The 17,925-nt window shown below is 34.8% G+C and carries 15 protein-coding genes; 13 read left to right on the top strand and 2 right to left on the bottom strand.

Going from position 1 to position 17,925, the window contains the following annotated elements:
- The first annotated feature begins 47 nt into the window (after window positions 1-47).
- On the top strand, window positions 48-521 hold the full coding sequence (locus LPB88_RS16125) for an FKBP-type peptidyl-prolyl cis-trans isomerase (RefSeq protein WP_230716681.1): 474 nt from the start codon (window positions 48-50) through the stop codon (window positions 519-521).
- 96 nt (window positions 522-617) lie between these two features.
- Here LPB88_RS16125 and LPB88_RS16120 read toward each other — a convergent pair whose 3' ends face one another.
- Complete coding sequence (locus LPB88_RS16120; RefSeq protein WP_230716825.1) at window positions 618-2,168, bottom strand: SDR family oxidoreductase; 1,551 nt, start codon at window positions 2,166-2,168, stop codon at window positions 618-620.
- 170 nt (window positions 2,169-2,338) lie between these two features.
- On the opposite strand from LPB88_RS16120, the gene LPB88_RS16115 reads away from it, so the two are divergent.
- Entirely contained in the window at window positions 2,339-3,118 is a 780-nt protein-coding gene (locus LPB88_RS16115) for an O-methyltransferase (protein WP_230716680.1), read from the top strand.
- A 57-nt stretch (window positions 3,119-3,175) separates the two neighbouring features.
- Here the strand turns inward: LPB88_RS16115 and LPB88_RS16110 are convergent, their stop codons facing one another.
- Window positions 3,176-3,835, bottom strand: coding sequence for a DUF6565 domain-containing protein (locus LPB88_RS16110; RefSeq protein WP_230716679.1), 660 nt, complete (start codon window positions 3,833-3,835; stop codon window positions 3,176-3,178).
- 309 nt (window positions 3,836-4,144) lie between these two features.
- On the opposite strand from LPB88_RS16110, the gene LPB88_RS16105 reads away from it, so the two are divergent.
- The 11 genes from LPB88_RS16105 (at window position 4,145) to LPB88_RS16055 (ending at window position 17,912) form a co-directional block, all read left to right on the top strand.
- Window positions 4,145-4,849, top strand: a complete 705-nt coding sequence (locus LPB88_RS16105) for an ABC transporter ATP-binding protein (protein ID WP_230716678.1) — start codon at window positions 4,145-4,147, stop codon at window positions 4,847-4,849.
- A gap of 60 nt (window positions 4,850-4,909) precedes the next feature.
- Window positions 4,910-5,479, top strand: a complete 570-nt coding sequence (locus LPB88_RS16100) for a cob(I)yrinic acid a,c-diamide adenosyltransferase (protein ID WP_230716677.1) — start codon at window positions 4,910-4,912, stop codon at window positions 5,477-5,479.
- Window positions 5,480-5,740: 261 nt separating this feature from the next.
- Window positions 5,741-5,962: a DUF2795 domain-containing protein gene (locus tag LPB88_RS16095; protein WP_007138072.1), complete on the top strand. Its 222-nt coding sequence runs from the start codon at window positions 5,741-5,743 to the stop codon at window positions 5,960-5,962.
- A gap of 87 nt (window positions 5,963-6,049) precedes the next feature.
- The gene (secA, locus tag LPB88_RS16090) at window positions 6,050-9,391 is read left to right on the top strand and encodes a preprotein translocase subunit SecA (protein ID WP_230716676.1); all 3,342 of its coding nucleotides are present in this window, start codon (window positions 6,050-6,052) and stop codon (window positions 9,389-9,391) included.
- A gap of 169 nt (window positions 9,392-9,560) precedes the next feature.
- Window positions 9,561-9,938 carry a hypothetical protein gene (locus LPB88_RS16085; protein ID WP_230716675.1) on the top strand — a complete coding sequence of 126 codons (378 nt, stop codon included), beginning with the start codon at window positions 9,561-9,563 and terminating at the stop codon, window positions 9,936-9,938.
- Window positions 9,939-10,050: 112 nt separating this feature from the next.
- A complete protein-coding gene (locus LPB88_RS16080) occupies window positions 10,051-10,854 on the top strand; it encodes an MbnP family protein (RefSeq protein WP_230716674.1) in 804 nt (267 codons plus the stop codon).
- Between the two features lie 153 nt (window positions 10,855-11,007).
- A complete protein-coding gene (locus LPB88_RS16075; protein ID WP_230716673.1) occupies window positions 11,008-12,048 on the top strand; it encodes a cytochrome-c peroxidase in 1,041 nt (346 codons plus the stop codon).
- Window positions 12,049-12,407: 359 nt separating this feature from the next.
- A complete protein-coding gene (locus tag LPB88_RS16070; protein WP_230716672.1) occupies window positions 12,408-13,367 on the top strand; it encodes a transporter in 960 nt (319 codons plus the stop codon).
- Between the two features lie 243 nt (window positions 13,368-13,610).
- On the top strand, window positions 13,611-13,988 hold the full coding sequence (locus LPB88_RS16065; protein ID WP_230716671.1) for a hypothetical protein: 378 nt from the start codon (window positions 13,611-13,613) through the stop codon (window positions 13,986-13,988).
- 70 nt (window positions 13,989-14,058) lie between these two features.
- Window positions 14,059-16,218 carry a TonB-dependent receptor gene (locus tag LPB88_RS16060; RefSeq protein WP_230716670.1) on the top strand — a complete coding sequence of 720 codons (2,160 nt, stop codon included), beginning with the start codon at window positions 14,059-14,061 and terminating at the stop codon, window positions 16,216-16,218.
- A 98-nt stretch (window positions 16,219-16,316) separates the two neighbouring features.
- Window positions 16,317-17,912: a PepSY-associated TM helix domain-containing protein gene (locus LPB88_RS16055; protein ID WP_230716669.1), complete on the top strand. Its 1,596-nt coding sequence runs from the start codon at window positions 16,317-16,319 to the stop codon at window positions 17,910-17,912.
- The last annotated feature ends 13 nt before the right edge of the window (window positions 17,913-17,925 follow it).

The following is a 17,925-nucleotide window of genomic DNA, read 5'->3' as shown; positions in this document are numbered from 1 at the left end:
AAAATACCTAATTTCATTATATTTACATTTTAAAAAACAATTTTTTTATGAAACATCTCCTATCTGCCTTAATGGTAATGACACTTTTTATTTCTTGCGCTAGTGATGACGGATTAGAAAGAATACCTGAAATTAAAGACTACACTGTTCAAAACGAAAAAGAAATAACAGACTACATCGCTAAGAATAAATTAACCGCGCAAAGAACCTCAAGCGGATTATATTATGTAATCAACGAACCTGGAACCGGAGCTCAGCCAACTTCTACATCTAATGTAACTGTTGCCTATAAAGGTTATTATAGCGATGGGAAAGTTTTTGATCAAAGTAAAGATACGGGAGTAGCTTTCCCGTTAAATAAAGTAATTAATGGCTGGACAGAAGGTATTCCTTATTTTAAAGTAGGTGGAAGCGGGATTCTATTAGTACCTTCACATTTAGGTTACGGTCCCTTATATAACAACGGTATTCCTGGAGGATCTGTGCTTATTTTTGACGTTAAATTACTATCCGTAAACTAACTTACGAAATAACGATTAATAAAAAACCACAACAAAAAGCTATTTGTTGTGGTTTTTTTATTTCTAACTAAGACTGAAATCTGATACTAAAAAATCTTACCAAGGAATCGGGTTATAATCTTTCAGGAATTTTCCACACCAATGTTTTCCAGTATTAATTCCGTCAAACAAAGGATCCATAACACGTGCGGCACCATCAACAATATCCAATGGCGGTTGAAAATCCTCTAGTTCTTGTTTCTTTTTTGCCAATTCGGCCGGATCTTCATCAGTTACCCAGCCTGTATCAACCGCATTCATAAAAATACCATGTTTTGCTAAAGTTCCTGATGACGTATGTGTTAACATATTCAGAGCCGCTTTTGCCATATTCGTGTGCGGATGGCGGTCTTCTTTAAAAAAGCGATGAAATTTTCCTTCCATAGCCGAAACATTAATAATATGTTTTTTCCCCGTATTATCTTTCTTCATAACTTCCGAAAGTCGGTTACATAATACAAAAGGCGCAACAGAATTTACCAATTGCACTTCGATCATTTCGGTAGTTTCTATTTGCCCTAAACGCAAACGCCAACTATTCGTTTTTCGTAAATCGACTTGTTGTAAATCAGCGTCAAGTTCTCCTTCCGGAAAAACCTCATTTGCTACAAGTGCATTATCAAAAGAATATGGAATTTGAGACAATTGAGCCGAAGCACGCAAACCAATTCCAGGTTCTGGTCCATGCCAGGTTACCGGCATATTTTCATTGGAAGAAAATCCGGTTGTTAAAACTTTTAGTTCGTCCAGACAATTAAGATGATCTGCCAATAATTCTTGTGCCTGTTTAGGTAATGCACTTATTGGTAACTCTTCATTCCCCATTAAATGAGAATAAAACCCTGAAGGTCGTCTAACCGTTTGAGCTGCATTATTTATCAAAATATCCAATCGCTCATACTTTTGCTCTATAAAATTGCAAAAGATTTCCACACTCGGAATATGTCTTAAATCTAAACCGTGAATTTTTAAACGATGTCCCCATTCCATAAAGTCGTCTTCTTTTGCAAAACGCAAAGCCGAATCTACTGGAAAACGTGTCGTGGCAATAACCGTTGCACCGCCACGCAAAAGCATCAATGTAATATGATAACCAATTTTTAATCGGGAACCCGTGATAACTGCAATTTGCCCTTTTACATCTGCCGTTTGAAAACGTTTGGCATAATTAAAATCACCACAATCCGTACACATCGTATCATAAAAGTGATGCATTTTAGTAAATTCTGTTTTACAGACATAACAATTTCTGGGAGTTTCAAGTTCTAATTGTTCTTTGCTGGCAAGATCGTTAAAAGCCAATAATTTAGGCGCAACAAATATACTTGCTTCTCTTGCATGACGAATTCCGGTTTCTTTACGAGCGGTTTTGTCTTTCTTTTCTTTTTTACGTTTGGCAGCTTGCAAACCATCTTTAACCCGTCTTGCAAACTCATCTCTATCAGGTCTTGAAAAAAGTCCTGCTTCTTTGATTAAAGCAATTCGCTGTTCTTTTGGAATATCAAAAATCTGATCAGTATTCGTATTCAATTGTGCTAAAATAGCAATGCATCGATTAATTTCTTCAGAAGATATTATATTCTTATCTTCTATTTCTTCCTTCAACATCATAAAAAAGTATTACTATTAGCTTAAAATTTAAGTTCGCAAATATAGTCTTTTTAAAAGTCGGAAAAGTTCAAAATCAAAAGTCATAAAACAACATCAGTGTCTTTAAAACTTTCGACTTTACGACTTTCGACTTTTTTGTATCTTCGCGCCTACTTGTAAACATTTATATGCTATTTCAAATTAAATCTTCTTTAAAATTCCTTTGGGATTCCAAAAACGAACATGGTGTACATTCGCCGTTTGTGTTTAGTTTATTGACAAAATGTTTTTACGACAAGAAAACAAAACCCGAATATTTGATCCTGAAAAACTATCGAAAATCATTACTCAGTAACAAAAACTTTATTGAAGTGACAGATTTTGGTGCGGGTTCAAAAGTATTTAAATCGAATAGAAGACAGATTTCGAAAATTGCATCAACGGCGGGAATTTCGCCAAAACGTGCTGAATTATTATTTCGCGTAACTAATTATTTTCAGCCAAAGAACATTCTTGAGATAGGAACTTCATTAGGATTAGCAACTTCTGCTCTGGCATTGGGAAATCCGAAAGCAAAAATAATTACATTAGAAGGCTGCCCGCAAACAGCAACGGTTGCTAAAAATCATTTAGAAAATTTTGATTGTAAAAATGTTGATACCATTATAACCGAGTTTGAAAACTTTTTAGTTTCAACAAATCTTCAGGCTACAGATTATGATCTGATTTATTTTGATGGAAATCATTCTAAAAAAGCCACTTTAGCTTATTTTGATCTTTTATTACCTACAGTAACAAATGATTCTGTTTGGATTTTTGACGATATTCATTGGTCTCCAGAAATGGAAGAAGCTTGGGAAATTATAAAAACACATCCAAAAGTAACGGTAACAATTGACACTTTTCAATGGGGATTTGTATTTTTCAGATATGAACAGGAAAAAGAACATTTTGTGATTCGAGCATAAAAAAATGACAACCATTTCTGATTGTCATTTTTATACTAATTCAATTTATTTAAATAATTATTTTTTAGCTGCTGCAGTTTCTTCAGATTTAGCTCCCATTCTATTTAAAGTATACATTGGAGCAAATTTCAATTTCAAACCAGCAATTTTTCTGTTATCTTCAGCGGTAAGCCCTTCTTTTTCAACAGTGTTTTTTCGGCTATCAAGCGCTTCATACATTAATTTAATTTCGTCCCAGTCTTCACGCGAGTATCTATCCTTATTATTCTCAACTGTATGAACAAATTGTTGGTATACGCTATGAATATTTTGAGCATTTACCCAGGCAAAACTCATATCATCTCCTATTTTTCCTTCTCCAAATAATGCATTACGCAATTGTTGTTTCGGACTTGGAGCAGGTGGGGCAAGAACGGTGGTCATTTCTTTTTTAAACTCTTCGTATTTTACTTTAGTGGTATTTACTTTATCGGTTGCAACCGAATTATCTTTAATATCTGCCAAAGCCAATTCAGCTTCTTGAGCTTTTTTATCATACTCAGCATCTACCGCTTTCCAGTCAGCTTTCAGATCATCTGCAGCAATATTTTTAACTGAATCGACATAAGCGACATAAGAGTCTACTGTTTTTTGAGCCTTTTCTTGTTTTTCATCTTTACACGATGTAAAACTTAATATGATTAAGGCAATTCCTGATAATAATGGCATATTCTTCATAATTCCGATTATTTAATATTAGATATCAAATATAGTTAAAATTTTAAACAAACATAAATAATTATCAAAAATTTAATACTTTAAATAAAAATAATTAAATAAAAAATAATTAAATATGATAATTATATAAAAACAACACAAAATCATATAACAGATTTTTAATCGATTAAAGTAAGCTTTTCATAAAAATGATAATTTGTAGAAAATCACGATTTTAAAAGACAACTTCTGTAACAAAAATCAATTAGAAACTACTTATCGTTTATTGAAAAGTGTTTTGTACTTTTAAATCCAAAATTGTAAATCGAAATGGCAGATCCATTAATTAAAATAACAGATATAAAACGAGATTTTGTCCTTGGTAATGAAATCGTTTATGTATTAAAAGGTATAGATTTAAAAATCAATAAAGGCGAATATGTAGCTTTAATGGGGCCATCTGGTTCCGGAAAATCAACTTTAATGAACTTGTTAGGCTGTTTGGATACGCCAACTTCCGGACGTTATATTTTAAATGGAAAAGATGTTAGCCAAATGAAAGATGATGAATTGGCAGGAATTCGAAATAAAGAAATCGGATTTGTTTTCCAAACCTTCAATCTTTTACCAAGAACCACAGCTTTAGATAATGTAGCATTACCCATGATTTATGCAGGATATTCTAAATCAGAACGCACCAAACGAGCGGAAGAAGTTTTAAATCAAGTAAATCTGGCAGACAGAATGGACCATCAGCCTAACCAACTTTCAGGAGGGCAACGCCAGCGTGTTGCAATTGCCCGCGCTTTGGTTAATAAGCCATCGATTATTTTGGCCGATGAACCAACCGGAAACTTAGACAGTAAAACGTCTGTTGAAATTATGAAACTCTTTGGAGATATCCACGCATTAGGAAACACTGTAATTCTGGTGACTCACGAAGAAGATATTGCTGCCTATGCGCATCGCGTAATTCGTTTAAGAGATGGATTAATTGAAAGTGATACCACAAAGGATAATCATTTATCATTTTAATCGCTTGAACTTAAAAAACTTAGTTACTTAGCTACTCAGCAACTTAGCACCTCAAAAAAAATGAAAGTATATACAAAAACAGGAGATAAAGGAACAACGGCTCTTTTTGGAGGCACCAGAGTTCCTAAAGATCATATCAGGATTGACAGTTATGGTACTGTCGACGAATTGAATTCTTATATAGGTCTTATTCGCGATCAGGAAATGGATGCACATTACAAAACCATTTTAATCGAAATTCAGGACCGTTTATTTACTGTTGGAGCTATTTTGGCAACTCCGGCAGAAAAAGAAGTCTTAAAAAACGGTGAACTTCGTTTAAAAAACCTCGGAATCATTGATACTGATATCGAATTATTAGAAAACGAAATTGATAAAATGGAGGAAAGTCTTCCGCAAATGACTCATTTTGTTTTACCTGGAGGCCATCCAACTGTGTCACATTGTCATATAGCTCGCTGTATTTGTCGCCGTGCAGAGCGTTTGGCAGTACATTTAAGCCATAATGAACCCGTTCCAGAGATTGCAATCATGTACTTAAACCGACTTTCTGACTACCTTTTTGTCTTGGCACGGAAGTTGTCGTCAGACCTAAAAGCGGATGAAGTGAAATGGATACCTAGAAAATAAATTTTCTTGAAATCCCAAATTTCTGAAATCCCAAATTCAAATTAAAAAAGATAAAATTCTTTGAATTTTAAGATCAAAAATAACGGTTCCAAATATTGGAATTTGGAATTTAAAATTGAGATTTCAAGGATATTTTTGGGATTTGGAATTTAAAAACAGGAATTTAACAAGAGACGTTCTTAAATTTTATTAAAATAAATCAAATTTTACTTGTCTTTTTCGGTAAAAAATTTATTTTTGCACAAACTAAACAGATAACAGATGTATTGGACATTAGAATTAGCATCTTATTTAAGTGATGCGCCATGGCCTGCTAACAAAGACGAACTTATTGACTACGCTATTAGAGCTGGTGCTCCATTAGAAGTAGTAGAAAACCTTCAGTCAATTGAAGATGAAGGCGAGATATATGAATCAATGGAAGAAATTTGGCCTGATTATCCAACAGACGAAGATTATCTTTGGAATGAGGATGAATATTAAAAAATAAACCAAAGGAAAAAGTCTCATCACCGAGGCTTTTTTTTTGGTTCAAATACACATTTACATAAAATAGAAATACAATAAATCATGAGTTTCATAAACAGTATTATTAAAGTCTTTGTAGGTGATAAATCACAGAAAGATGTCAAAGCTTTACAGCCGTATTTAAATAAAATTAAAACATTCGAAACCAGCTTAATGGGTTTGTCTCACGACGAATTAAGAGCTAGAACCGCATTTTTTAAAGAAAAAATAAAAGAAGCCAGAGCTGACAAAGATGCTAAAATTGCTTCGCTTAAAGCCGAAGTAGAAAACATCGAAGACATCGATAAAAGAGAAGATCTTTATGATGCTATTGATGCTCTTGAAAAAGAAGCTTACGAAATCTCAGAGAAAACTTTATTGGAAATCCTTCCTGAGGCATTCTCTGTTGTAAAAGAAACAGCACGTCGTTTTAAAGACAATTCTTTTATCGAAGTTACTGCAACTCCAAAAGACCGCGAACTTTCAGGTTCAAAAACTTATATTACTATTGAAGGTGACAAAGCTACCTGGGCTAACAAATGGAATGCTGCCGGTAAAGAAATTACCTGGGACATGATTCATTATGATGTTCAGTTAATTGGTGGTATGGTTTTGCACGAAGGTAAAGTTGCCGAAATGCAAACGGGTGAAGGAAAAACGTTGGTTGCTACACTTCCGCTTTACTTAAATGCTTTGACAGGAAACGGAGTACACTTAGTAACCGTGAATGATTACCTTGCAAAACGTGATAGTACATGGAAAGCACCTTTATTCGAATTCCACGGTTTAACTGTTGATTGTATCGATAATCACCAACCAAGTACAGAACAAAGAAAAAAAGCATACGACGCTGATATCACTTACGGAACCAATAACGAATTTGGTTTTGACTACTTAAGAGATAACATGGCACATTCGCCAGGAGATCTGGTTCAAAGAAAACACAATTATGCCATTGTCGATGAGGTCGATTCTGTATTAATTGATGATGCAAGAACACCACTTATTATTTCAGGACCAGTTCCGCAAGGAGACCGTCATGAATTTAATGAGTTGAAACCAAAAATCGAAAACTTAGTATCTCAACAACGTCAGTTGGCGAATGGTTTCTTATCTGAAGCTAAAAGATTAATCAAAGAAGGAAACACCAAAGAAGGTGGATTCTTATTGTTGAGAGCTTACAGAAGTTTACCTAGAAATAAAGCATTAATTAAATTTTTGAGTGAAGAAGGAGTTAAACAATTGCTTCAAAAAACCGAAAATCAATACATGCAGGACAACAATCGCGAAATGCATAAAGTTGATGAAGCTTTGTATTTTGTAATTGAAGAAAAAAACAATCAAGTTGAATTGACTGATAATGGTATCCAATACCTTTCAGGAGATACAGATGCTGACTTTTTCGTACTTCCGGATATTGGAACCGAAATTGCTGCTATCGAAAAACAAAAGTTAGATAAAGACGGTGAAGCTGAAGCTAAAGAAAGATTATTCCAGGATTTTGGAGTAAAAAGCGAACGTATTCACACTCTTACACAACTTTTAAAAGCGTATGCTCTTTTTGAAAAAGATGTAGAATACGTTATCATGGACAACAAAATTATGATTGTCGATGAGCAAACAGGTCGTATCATGGATGGTCGTCGTTATTCTGACGGTTTACACCAGGCGATCGAAGCTAAAGAAAATGTGAAAATCGAAGCTGCTACACAAACATTTGCAACAGTTACATTACAGAATTATTTCAGAATGTACAGCAAACTAGGTGGTATGACAGGTACAGCGGTTACAGAAGCTGGAGAGTTATGGCAGATTTACAAATTAGACGTTGTTGAAATCCCAACCAACCGTGGTATGTTGAGACAAGACAAAGAAGATTATATCTACAAAACAACACGTGAGAAATTCAATGCTGTAATCGAAGATGTTACTGAATTATCAAACGCAGGAAGACCAGTTTTAATTGGAACAACTTCTGTAGAGATTTCAGAATTATTAAGCCGAATGTTGAAAATGAGAGGCGTTACACATAACGTTTTGAATGCTAAAATGCACAAACAAGAAGCTCAAATCGTTGAAGAAGCAGGTAAAGCCGGAGTTGTAACTATTGCAACAAACATGGCTGGTCGTGGTACCGATATTAAATTATCTCCAGAAGTAAAAGCTGCCGGAGGTTTAGCAATCGTGGGTACAGAACGTCATGATTCTCGTCGTGTTGACAGACAGTTACGTGGTCGTGCAGGACGTCAGGGAGATCCGGGAAGTTCTCAATTCTATGTTTCTCTTGAAGATAACTTAATGCGTTTATTTGGTTCTGAAAGAGTTGCAAAAGTAATGGACAGAATGGGACTTCAGGAAGGTGAAGTTATTCAGCATTCTATGATGACTAAATCTATCGAGCGTGCTCAGAAAAAAGTAGAAGAAAACAACTTTGGTGTTCGTAAACGTTTATTAGAATATGATGACGTTATGAACTCTCAACGTGAAGTAGTTTACAAACGTCGTCGTCACGCCTTATTTGGTGAGCGTTTGAAACTGGATATCGCGAATATGATGTACGATACTTGCGAATTAATCGTAAGTCAAAACAAACCGGTTAATGATTTCAAAAACTTCGAATTTGATTTGATTCGTTATTTCGGAATTACGTCTCCAATTTCAGAGGCTGATTTCTTGAAATTATCTGACATTGAAATCACTGGAAAAATCTATAAAGAAACTTTAGCTTTCTATACAGAAAAAACAGAAAGAAGCGCAAGAGAAGCTTTCCCAATCATTAAAGGAGTTTTCGAAGAGCCAAACAATCATTTTGAGCGTATCGTAGTTCCATTTACTGACGGAATCAAAACTCTAAATGTGGTAACTGATTTGAAGAAAGCATACGAAAGCGAAGGAGCTCAGTTAATTGCTGATTTCGAGAAAAACATCACACTTTCTATTGTTGATGAGGCTTGGAAAAAACATTTACGTAAAATGGACGAATTGAAACAATCTGTTCAATTAGCCGTTCACGAGCAAAAAGATCCATTGCTTATTTACAAATTAGAAGCTTTTAATTTGTTTAGAGGAATGTTAGACAACGTTAACAAAGAAGTTATTTCATTCTTATTCAAAGGTGATTTACCAGCTCAAAACGTTCCTGAAATTCACGAAGCAAAAGAAGTTCGTCAAAAAGAAAACTTCAAATTAAGCAAAGACGAAATTGTAAACAGCGAAGACATCAACCGCGAAGCTGGAGAAACGCAACAACGTCAGGTTACAGAAACTATCGTGAGAGATATGCCAAAAATCAATCGTAATGATACTGTAACACTTCAGGAAGTTGCAACAGGCAGAACTGAAGAAATGAAATTTAAAAAAGCAGAAACTCTAATCGCTTCTGGCGCTTGGGTTATTGTTAAATAAATAATATTTACAATTCTAAACCCGACAGGTTTTTAAAAACCTGTCGGGTTTGTCATATCGAAAACCCGCAACTACTTTGTAATTGCGGATTTTTTTTGCAAAAAAACTAATATTTATTCTTTCTAAATCGAATAAACAGTACTTTTGCAACCATAAACAACAAAAAGCTTTGAAGCGAATTTTAATCATATTTCTTTCCTGCATGCTTCTGGTGCCATCATTTGGCAGTTTCTTTGTTTATACCTCATTCAAATTAAATCAGGAAGAGATTTCTAAAACTATTTGTGTTCAACGAAAAATGGTCAACAATACTTGTAACGGCCGTTGTGAACTTCAAAAAAGTTTAAAAAAATACGCTGATAACGAAAAGAAAATGCAAAACAACCTGAAAGAAAAAGCAGAAGTTGTTTACATTCAAAGTACAATTACAGCAAATTTTAAACTAGCAACACCAATTCAATCAAAAGAAAAATTCTTTGCTTCTTTTGATAACAAACCAATTTCGGTTTCAAATTCTACATTTCGTCCTCCATCCTATTTTATATAATTTTTTAAATAACATTTCAATTCTGTTGAAATAATTTTCGTTGTCACCAAACAATGAAATTGTGTTTACACACAAATAAAATTTAAAATTTCTATTATATAAAATTCATAAAATGAAAAATACATTATACAAAGCTCTTGCTATTGTAGCAATTTCTATCACTTTAGGTTCATGTTCAAGCGATGACAGCAGCAACGACGTATCCGGACAAGGAAAATTAATATTAGAATTTGATAATGCTTTCGGGTCAAACGATCTTATCCTAAATACCCAACCCAACAAAACCTCTAACAACGAAATTTTAAAAATTAGCACTGTAAAATATATTGTTAGTAATGTAGTTTTAACAAAAGCTGATGGGACAACTTTTACATATCCTAAAAGTAAAAGCTATTTTATCGCAGATGAAGCTTCTGCAAAAGGGCGCGAATTTGAACTTATTGATGTTCCTGCGGGAGATTATGTAAAAGTAAAATTCGGAATTGGAGTTGACGAAGCACAATGGAAATTAGGTGCAGCCGGACAAGGTGATTTTCTAGCTCAGGCTGATGCTGCCGGCATGATGTGGTCTTGGGCTGCAGGATATAAATTCATTGCTTTCGAAGGAACTTTTACCTCTCCAACTGTGGCTGCTGAAACCCCTTTTATGGTTCACACCGGTAAAACAGGAACGGATTATAACTATACCGAAGTTACTCTGGATTTACCAACAAAAGCATTAGTTCGTACTACAATTACTCCAGAAGTTCACCTTATTACTGACGTTTCTAAAATTATCGACGGCACAAACAAAATCAAACTTTCTGACAATAATGCAGGAGGAATGGGCGCTATGATCATGGGCGGTACTAATTTGCCATTAATTACTCAAAACGTATCCGGAATGTTTAGAGTTGATCACGTACATAACGACTAATTTTATTTTCAGGAGCACAAAAGTTTCGGTTTCCCAGAAATGACGTCCCTCTGTCCGTTATATCTTTTGTGTCCGCCGCGGCGGACACAAAAGGATATCACTCCCATCGGGGCTAAACGACAACTTTTGTACTTCTAATAAACACAAAAAATCATGCTGAAAATAAAATGTTTTCTATGGCTAATGATTCCGTTGTTATGGAGTTGCTCTGATCAGGACGATGAATATGTAAATATTCCATTAGAATTTAAAGTTCCTTCGAATTTTCCTGATTTAGCTTACAATATTGCACTGAATCCGCTAACAGAAAAAGGATTTGAATTAGGAAAAAAACTATTCTACGATGGACGTTTAGCTTCTGACGGAGTGGTTTCCTGCGGTTTTTGTCATATACAAGCCAATGCTTTTACGCATCACGGACACACTGTAAGTCACGGTATAGACAATGCTCAGGGCACGCGAAATACGCCACCAATTCAAAATCTGGCTTACCAAAGTATTTTTATGTACGACGGTGCAGCTGACCATTTAGATTTGCAGCCTATAATTCCGCTTACAAATATTATCGAAATGAATGGTGATTTGAATGCTGTTCTAAAAATGATGAAAGCCGACAAAGAATATCAAAAACTATTTGGGCAAGCTTTTGATGACAAAGCGATTACTACTGAAAACATGCTTAAAGCACTTTCGCAGTTTATGGTAATGATGGTTTCGTCTAATTCAAAATTTGATAAATACCGACGAGACGAAGCTGGCGGAACATTAACAACGGATGAATTGGCTGGTTACGATTTATTTAAATCTAAATGTGCTTCTTGTCATACTACAGATTTACAGACTGATAATTCATTCCGAAATAATGGTCTTGCTGTAAACCCAATGGTAAATGATGTTGGAAGATATAAAGTAACAGATTTGGCTACTGATTATTACAAATTTAAAGTACCAAGTTTGCGTAACGTAGAAGTCTCGGCTCCATATATGCACGACGGAAGATTTGGAACTCTTGAAGGTGTTTTAGATCATTATGAAAGTGGTATTGTAGTATCGGTAACTTTAGATCCGCTTTTAAATAAAAATGGAAAACTGGGAATTGCACTTTCTGAAACGGATAAAAAACAAATTATAGCTTTTCTGAAAACATTGACGGATAATCAATATTTAACGGATAAACGTTTCTCGGAATATTGACAGAATAATTTCATTACCAAAGTTTGTCATTTCGAGGAACGAGAAATCTCCATTAGAAACTCGACAAAGATTGGCAACATTAGAAACGGAGCTACTTGCGGAGATTTCTCGTTCCTCGAAATGACAAGATTGTGTAAATACTTTTACAACTCGAGAGAGCTACCGGAAGTGGCAAAAAATAAAATTATAATGAAAACTGGAGCCCTAGCCCCGATTGAAGTGGAAAACCTTTTTGATAAAAGACCAAATTTTTCTTGAGTTTATGAAGCGACCAACGGAAGCTTTATAAACTCAAGAAAAATGGGATTTTGAGAAAAGCTTGAAACGAAAAGCGGGATCAGCTCCTAAAAATAATTAAAATGAAAAAATTAATAGTAATCTGTACATTCTTGGTTGGCTTTTCGGTCTTTAGTTTTACAGAAAAAGATAGCATTTCGGCCTTTACTTTTCAACGTTTGGCAATGATGGAAGACTTTGATTGCGATGCATGCGGATGTTCGGCAAGTGGCGGAAGCATGGGTTTTAGCTCAATGCTGAATAATAATTTTGTGGGCATTCGTTATTTTAAACAAAGCTATACAAGCCGCGACGGGATTTTTGACAATTCACCGTGGATTGACGAAAATTTCAATACCGTTCAGGTTTGGACAAGAATTCCGGTAACGGAGAAAATTCAGATTTCGGCATTGATTCCGTATCATTTTCACGAACGCGAATTAACTGCCGGAACAGAAAGTATTTCGGGATTGGGTGATATTACCGTTATGGGATTGTACAAAATTTTTGAAACAAAAAAAGACAGCGCCGTTTTTACGCATAAAGTAAATATTGGTGCAGGAATAAAAATACCAACGGGTAAATTTACTGAAGCCAATAATTTAGGAAGTGTAAACCAAAGTTTTCAGTTAGGAACCGGAAGTTGGGATTATTCGGTAGTTTCAGAATATGTGATCAACAGAAAAAATTTGGGATTAAACACAACGCTGAATTATATTTTTAAAACTGAAAATAAAAAAGAATACCAATACGGAGATCAGTTTAATTATGCTGCAACGTTATTTTATTTATTCGATTTAAAATCGGTACAAATAGTTCCTCAGGCGGGATTAGCCGGCGAAATTTATCAAACCAACAAACAGCATGGATTGGATTTACCAAATACTGCCGGAGATATTCTGTTTGGAAAATTTGGTTTTGAAGCCGGAAAAGATAAGTTCTCGATTGGTGTAAATGCGATGCTTCCTATCAATCAAAATTTATCAAACGGAAAAATGGAAGCCAATTACAGATGGAGTGTAAATTTGAATTATACACTATAATTAAATATGCCAAAGGGTTAAAAGTTTACAATTGGTGCCGTTAGGTACTAAATATTGGTAGAAAATATCAGTTGGAATAGATTTAGCGTGCCGTAGGTACGCAACAAACCGATAATTATTGCGTACCTACGGCACGCTAACGACATTTCAAACCAAATATACTACCAATATTTAGTGCCTAAAGGCACATTTTAAAATTGATTCGCATTAAAAATTAAAATTATCAAAACAACGAAATAAGCTTTGAAAAAAATTATAATTCTATTTCTTTCCTGTATGCTTTTACTGCCATCTTTTGGCAGCTTCCTTGTTTATACCTCATTCAAATTAAATCAGGAAGAAATTTCTAAAACCATCTGCGTACAGCGAAAAATGATTTTTAATAGTTGTAATGGTCGTTGCGAACTTCAAAAAAGCCTGAAGAAATATTCGGACAATGAAAAAAAGATGCAGGACAATCTGAAAGAAAAAGGAGAAGTCGTTTACATTCAAAACACAATTATTGCTGATTTCAAATTAATAATGCCAATCAAATCAGAAGTAAAAGTTTTTGCTTATTTTGATAAAAAACCAATTTCGGTTTCAAATTCTACTTTCCGTCCTCCCTCCTGTTTTATATAAATTCAGTCACACTTTCTTGTCAAAAAAGCAAGAAAACCACTTGTTACTTTTAAAATTTATATAATTCATAATGAAAAAAATATACCTTATCCTATTGATAATGGGGCAATGTGTTTTAGCACAAAACAAAGTTGAAAAAGACACAACCAAATCTCAGGAACTCGAAAACGTTTTTATAACAGCCAATCGTACCGCGACTTTACGTAAAGAAACTCCTGTTGCTATTAGCAAAATAACAGCAAAAACAATCAACGAAACTAAAGCGACGGCGGTTTACGAAATCATAAATAAAACGCCCGGAGTTTTAATGGTAAACTTGGGAAACGAACAACATATGATGTCGATTCGTCAGCCAATGACGACCAATGCTTATTATTTATATCTTGAAGATGGCTTGCCAATTCGTCCAATGGGAATCTTCAATCACAATGCTTTATTAGAGATTAATCAATTTAATTTGCAAAGCATTGAGGTGGTAAAAGGTCCGGTTTCTTCGTTATACGGACCGGAAGCTGTTGGCGGAACAATTAATTTAATTTCGCTAAAACCACCTGTTGATCCTGAATTTAAATTTGGTGTTCAGGCAGATAATTACGGCTACAGAAGATTTCAGGCTGCCGGTGGCGCAACAATTGGGAAAGTTGGTTTTCATATTGCGGGAATTTCAAGCCTGCAAGAAAACGGTTGGATGACGTATTCGGATTACAACAAAGACAATTTGAATGCTAGAATCGATTACAACATCTCGCCCTCTACCCGATTGATCAGTAATACCATGTATGGAAAATATTATTCAGACATGAGCGGAACCGTAAACGAAGACGCATTTAATAACAGAACCTATAAAAGCACTTCTAATTTTACCTATAGAAAATCAGACGCTTTAAGAACCAGATTAACATTAGAACACGACTGGAATGGCAATTCAAGCAGTTACATTACAGCATATTTGCGCGACAATAAATTAGGTCAAAATCCTTCATACGGAATAAAATGGAGTCCAACCGTAAATCCTACAACAGCAAAAGGCGAAGTAAATTCGAATAACTTCAAAAGCTACGGAGCAATCGGACAACATACTCAAAAATTCAACTTTTTGAATGCCAAACTTGTTGCCGGAGCATTATACGACTATTCTCCTGTGACGTATTGGTCTTATGTTATTGATTTAAAAGCGAACTTGAATCCGGGAACTCCAGGGAAACAAACCGTAGTTTCTTATGAAATTATCGCCGAACGTCCGGATTCAAAATTAGCAGATTATACGGCTGATATTTTCAACACGGCAGGTTACGCGCAAGTAAGTTTTAATCCGATAGAAAAATTAGTAATCACCGTTGGAGGACGTTACGACAACATGAAAGTCAATTATGACAATGCATTAGACAATTCTACAGGAAGCAAAGTTTACGACAAAATAACTTTCAAGGCTGGTGCAAACTACAATCCTGTTGAATATGCAGGTTTTTACGGTAATTATTCGCAAGGTTTTGCGCCTCCGGGAATCACTTCGATTTTTAGAACAAAACCGGGAACTGGCGGAACAACTGGCGTTCCTGCAGATTTTTATTATAATCTGGAACCGGCAACTTTCAACAATTACGAAGTTGGCGGATGGTTTTCTTTCCTTCAGAATAAATTAAATTTTGACTACGCTTTGTATTATATGGAAGGAAAAAATGAACTTTTGAACATCAAACTGGCTGATAATTCAACAGACTATCGTTCAGCGGGAGAAACGCGTCATAAAGGGATTGAGTTTGGAGCTTCATATCGTCCATCGAAACAATTCAACTTTCGTCTTGGCGGAACTTACGCACAACATACTTATATCGATTTTAAACTTTCAGACAAACCAACAGATCCGGTTCAGAATTTAAACGGAAAAGAAATGCCCGCTGCCCCAAAATGGTCCGGAAATTCAGAAATAAGTTATTATCCAAACTGGCTTCCTAATCTTAGAACTTCTGTCGAATGGCAACTTGTTGGAAGTTATTATCAGGATCAGATAAACACCGTAAAATATAGCGGTTACAACATATTCAACGCAAGAGTTGGTTATCAATGGAAAAGAATTGAAGTTTATGGAAACGTACTTAATTTAACCGATAAATTATACGCTTATAATGTTTCGAGAGCAAATACCGCAAATGCGCAACCAACTTATACAGCGGCAGCGCCAAGAACTTTTGTATTTGGAATACAGTACAATTTTTCATTAAAAAAATAATTATTAGAAGCTAATCCCGCTCTCAGCTTTATCTTTTTATGTCCGCCGCCGAGGACATAAAAAGGATATCGCCTCCATCGGGGCTAAAAAAACTAACAATGAGCAAAGAAATAAAAGAAAAAAAGTCTAAAAAGAAAGATTCGAAAATTGTCAAGAAAATCAAACAACACATGTACAAATGGCATCGTGTTATTGGTTTAGTTACAATTATTCCCGTAATCTTCTGGACATTATCAGGTTTGATGCATCCGTTTATGGCGCATTTTTTCAAACCGGAAATTGCAAACGACAAACTGGAACAGCAGATTATTGATAAAAACCAATTGAAATTTTCGATTCAGCAAGTTTTACAGAAAAATGAACTAACACAATTCAAAAATTTCAGAATCGTTACCTTCAACAATAAAACCTATTATCAGCTTAAAACTATAATTGGTGAATTATGGTATTACGATACTTCAACAGCTGAGAAACTGGAAAACGGAGATCAAAAATATGCCGAATGGCTTTCAAGATATTTCTTAGACGATCAAAAAAGTGTCATAAAAAGGAGCGAAGTTGTCACCGAATTTACTTCGCAATACAAATATGTAAATCGATATTTACCGGTTTACAAACTTAGTTTTGATCGCGCAGATACTATGGAAGTTTATGTAGAAACTTCTTCAAGTAAACTGGCTACTTATAATCCAACTTCAAGACAATGGTTTATTTGGTTCTTTGACACTTTCCATAATTGGTCTTTCATCGATGCGATTACCAATAACAGCATCCGAATTATTACAATGATTTTCTTATTGTCTATAATTGGATTTTCTGCCTTGAGCGGAATTCTGATTTATGGTTTGCTGTGGAAGCAATTCAAAAAAACTGACAATCTACAACCTAAAAAAGGACTTAGAAAATACCACCGACAAATTGGAATCTGGGTTTCATTTTTTACCTTGACATTTTCTTTTAGCGGTGCTTATCACGCCACAACAAAATGGGCGCCTTATACTTTATCGCAAATGGTTTACGAACCAACTTTTAAAACCAAAGAAATTCCGGTAGCGAATAATACTTTGAATTTAGACTGGACTCGTTTTCAAAATGCGAGCATTATTACCTTAAATGACACTACTTATTTCCGTTGTCAATTATTGGAAAAGGAAAAATTTAAAAAGCCAAAAGGAGATTCTAACTCAAAATGGAATAAAAAAGAAGATCAAAAATCTGAAGTGGTTTACATTAATGCAATAACCAATAAAATCACGCCAAATATTGATCTTGAATATGCCGAATTTCTGGCTTATTATTTTACTGATGGAGCACCAAAAGCGGCTTGTTGCGAAATGGTAGAAAGTTCAGATGAACCACAAGTTTCATTAGAAAATGCAAAACTATTAGAATCTAAAGTTTTAACTGATTTCGAAAGTAGAGAATATGGCTTTGTCAACAAAAGATTGCCTGTTGTAAAATTAGCGTATAATACTCCGGAGAAAACAACTTATTTTATAGAAACTGGTACTTCCCGGTTAGCGGCAGTAGTTAAAAGCTCAGACATGGTCGAAGGGTATTCGTTTGCCATTCTCCACAAATTCTTATTCATGGATTGGGCAGGAAAAAACATTCGCGATCTAACAATGGTTTTGGCAGCTTTGACCATTTTGGTTGTTAGTATTCTCGGCTTTATTCTGTTTTTGAAAAAGTAATATAAAGCTACTG

Origin of the sequence: Flavobacterium sp. JAS, assembly GCF_020991455.1 — a bacterium.
Taxonomy (GTDB): domain Bacteria; phylum Bacteroidota; class Bacteroidia; order Flavobacteriales; family Flavobacteriaceae; genus Flavobacterium.
The sequence above is the reverse complement of the archived record's forward strand: the minus strand, read 5'-3'. Positions and strand labels throughout refer to the sequence as shown.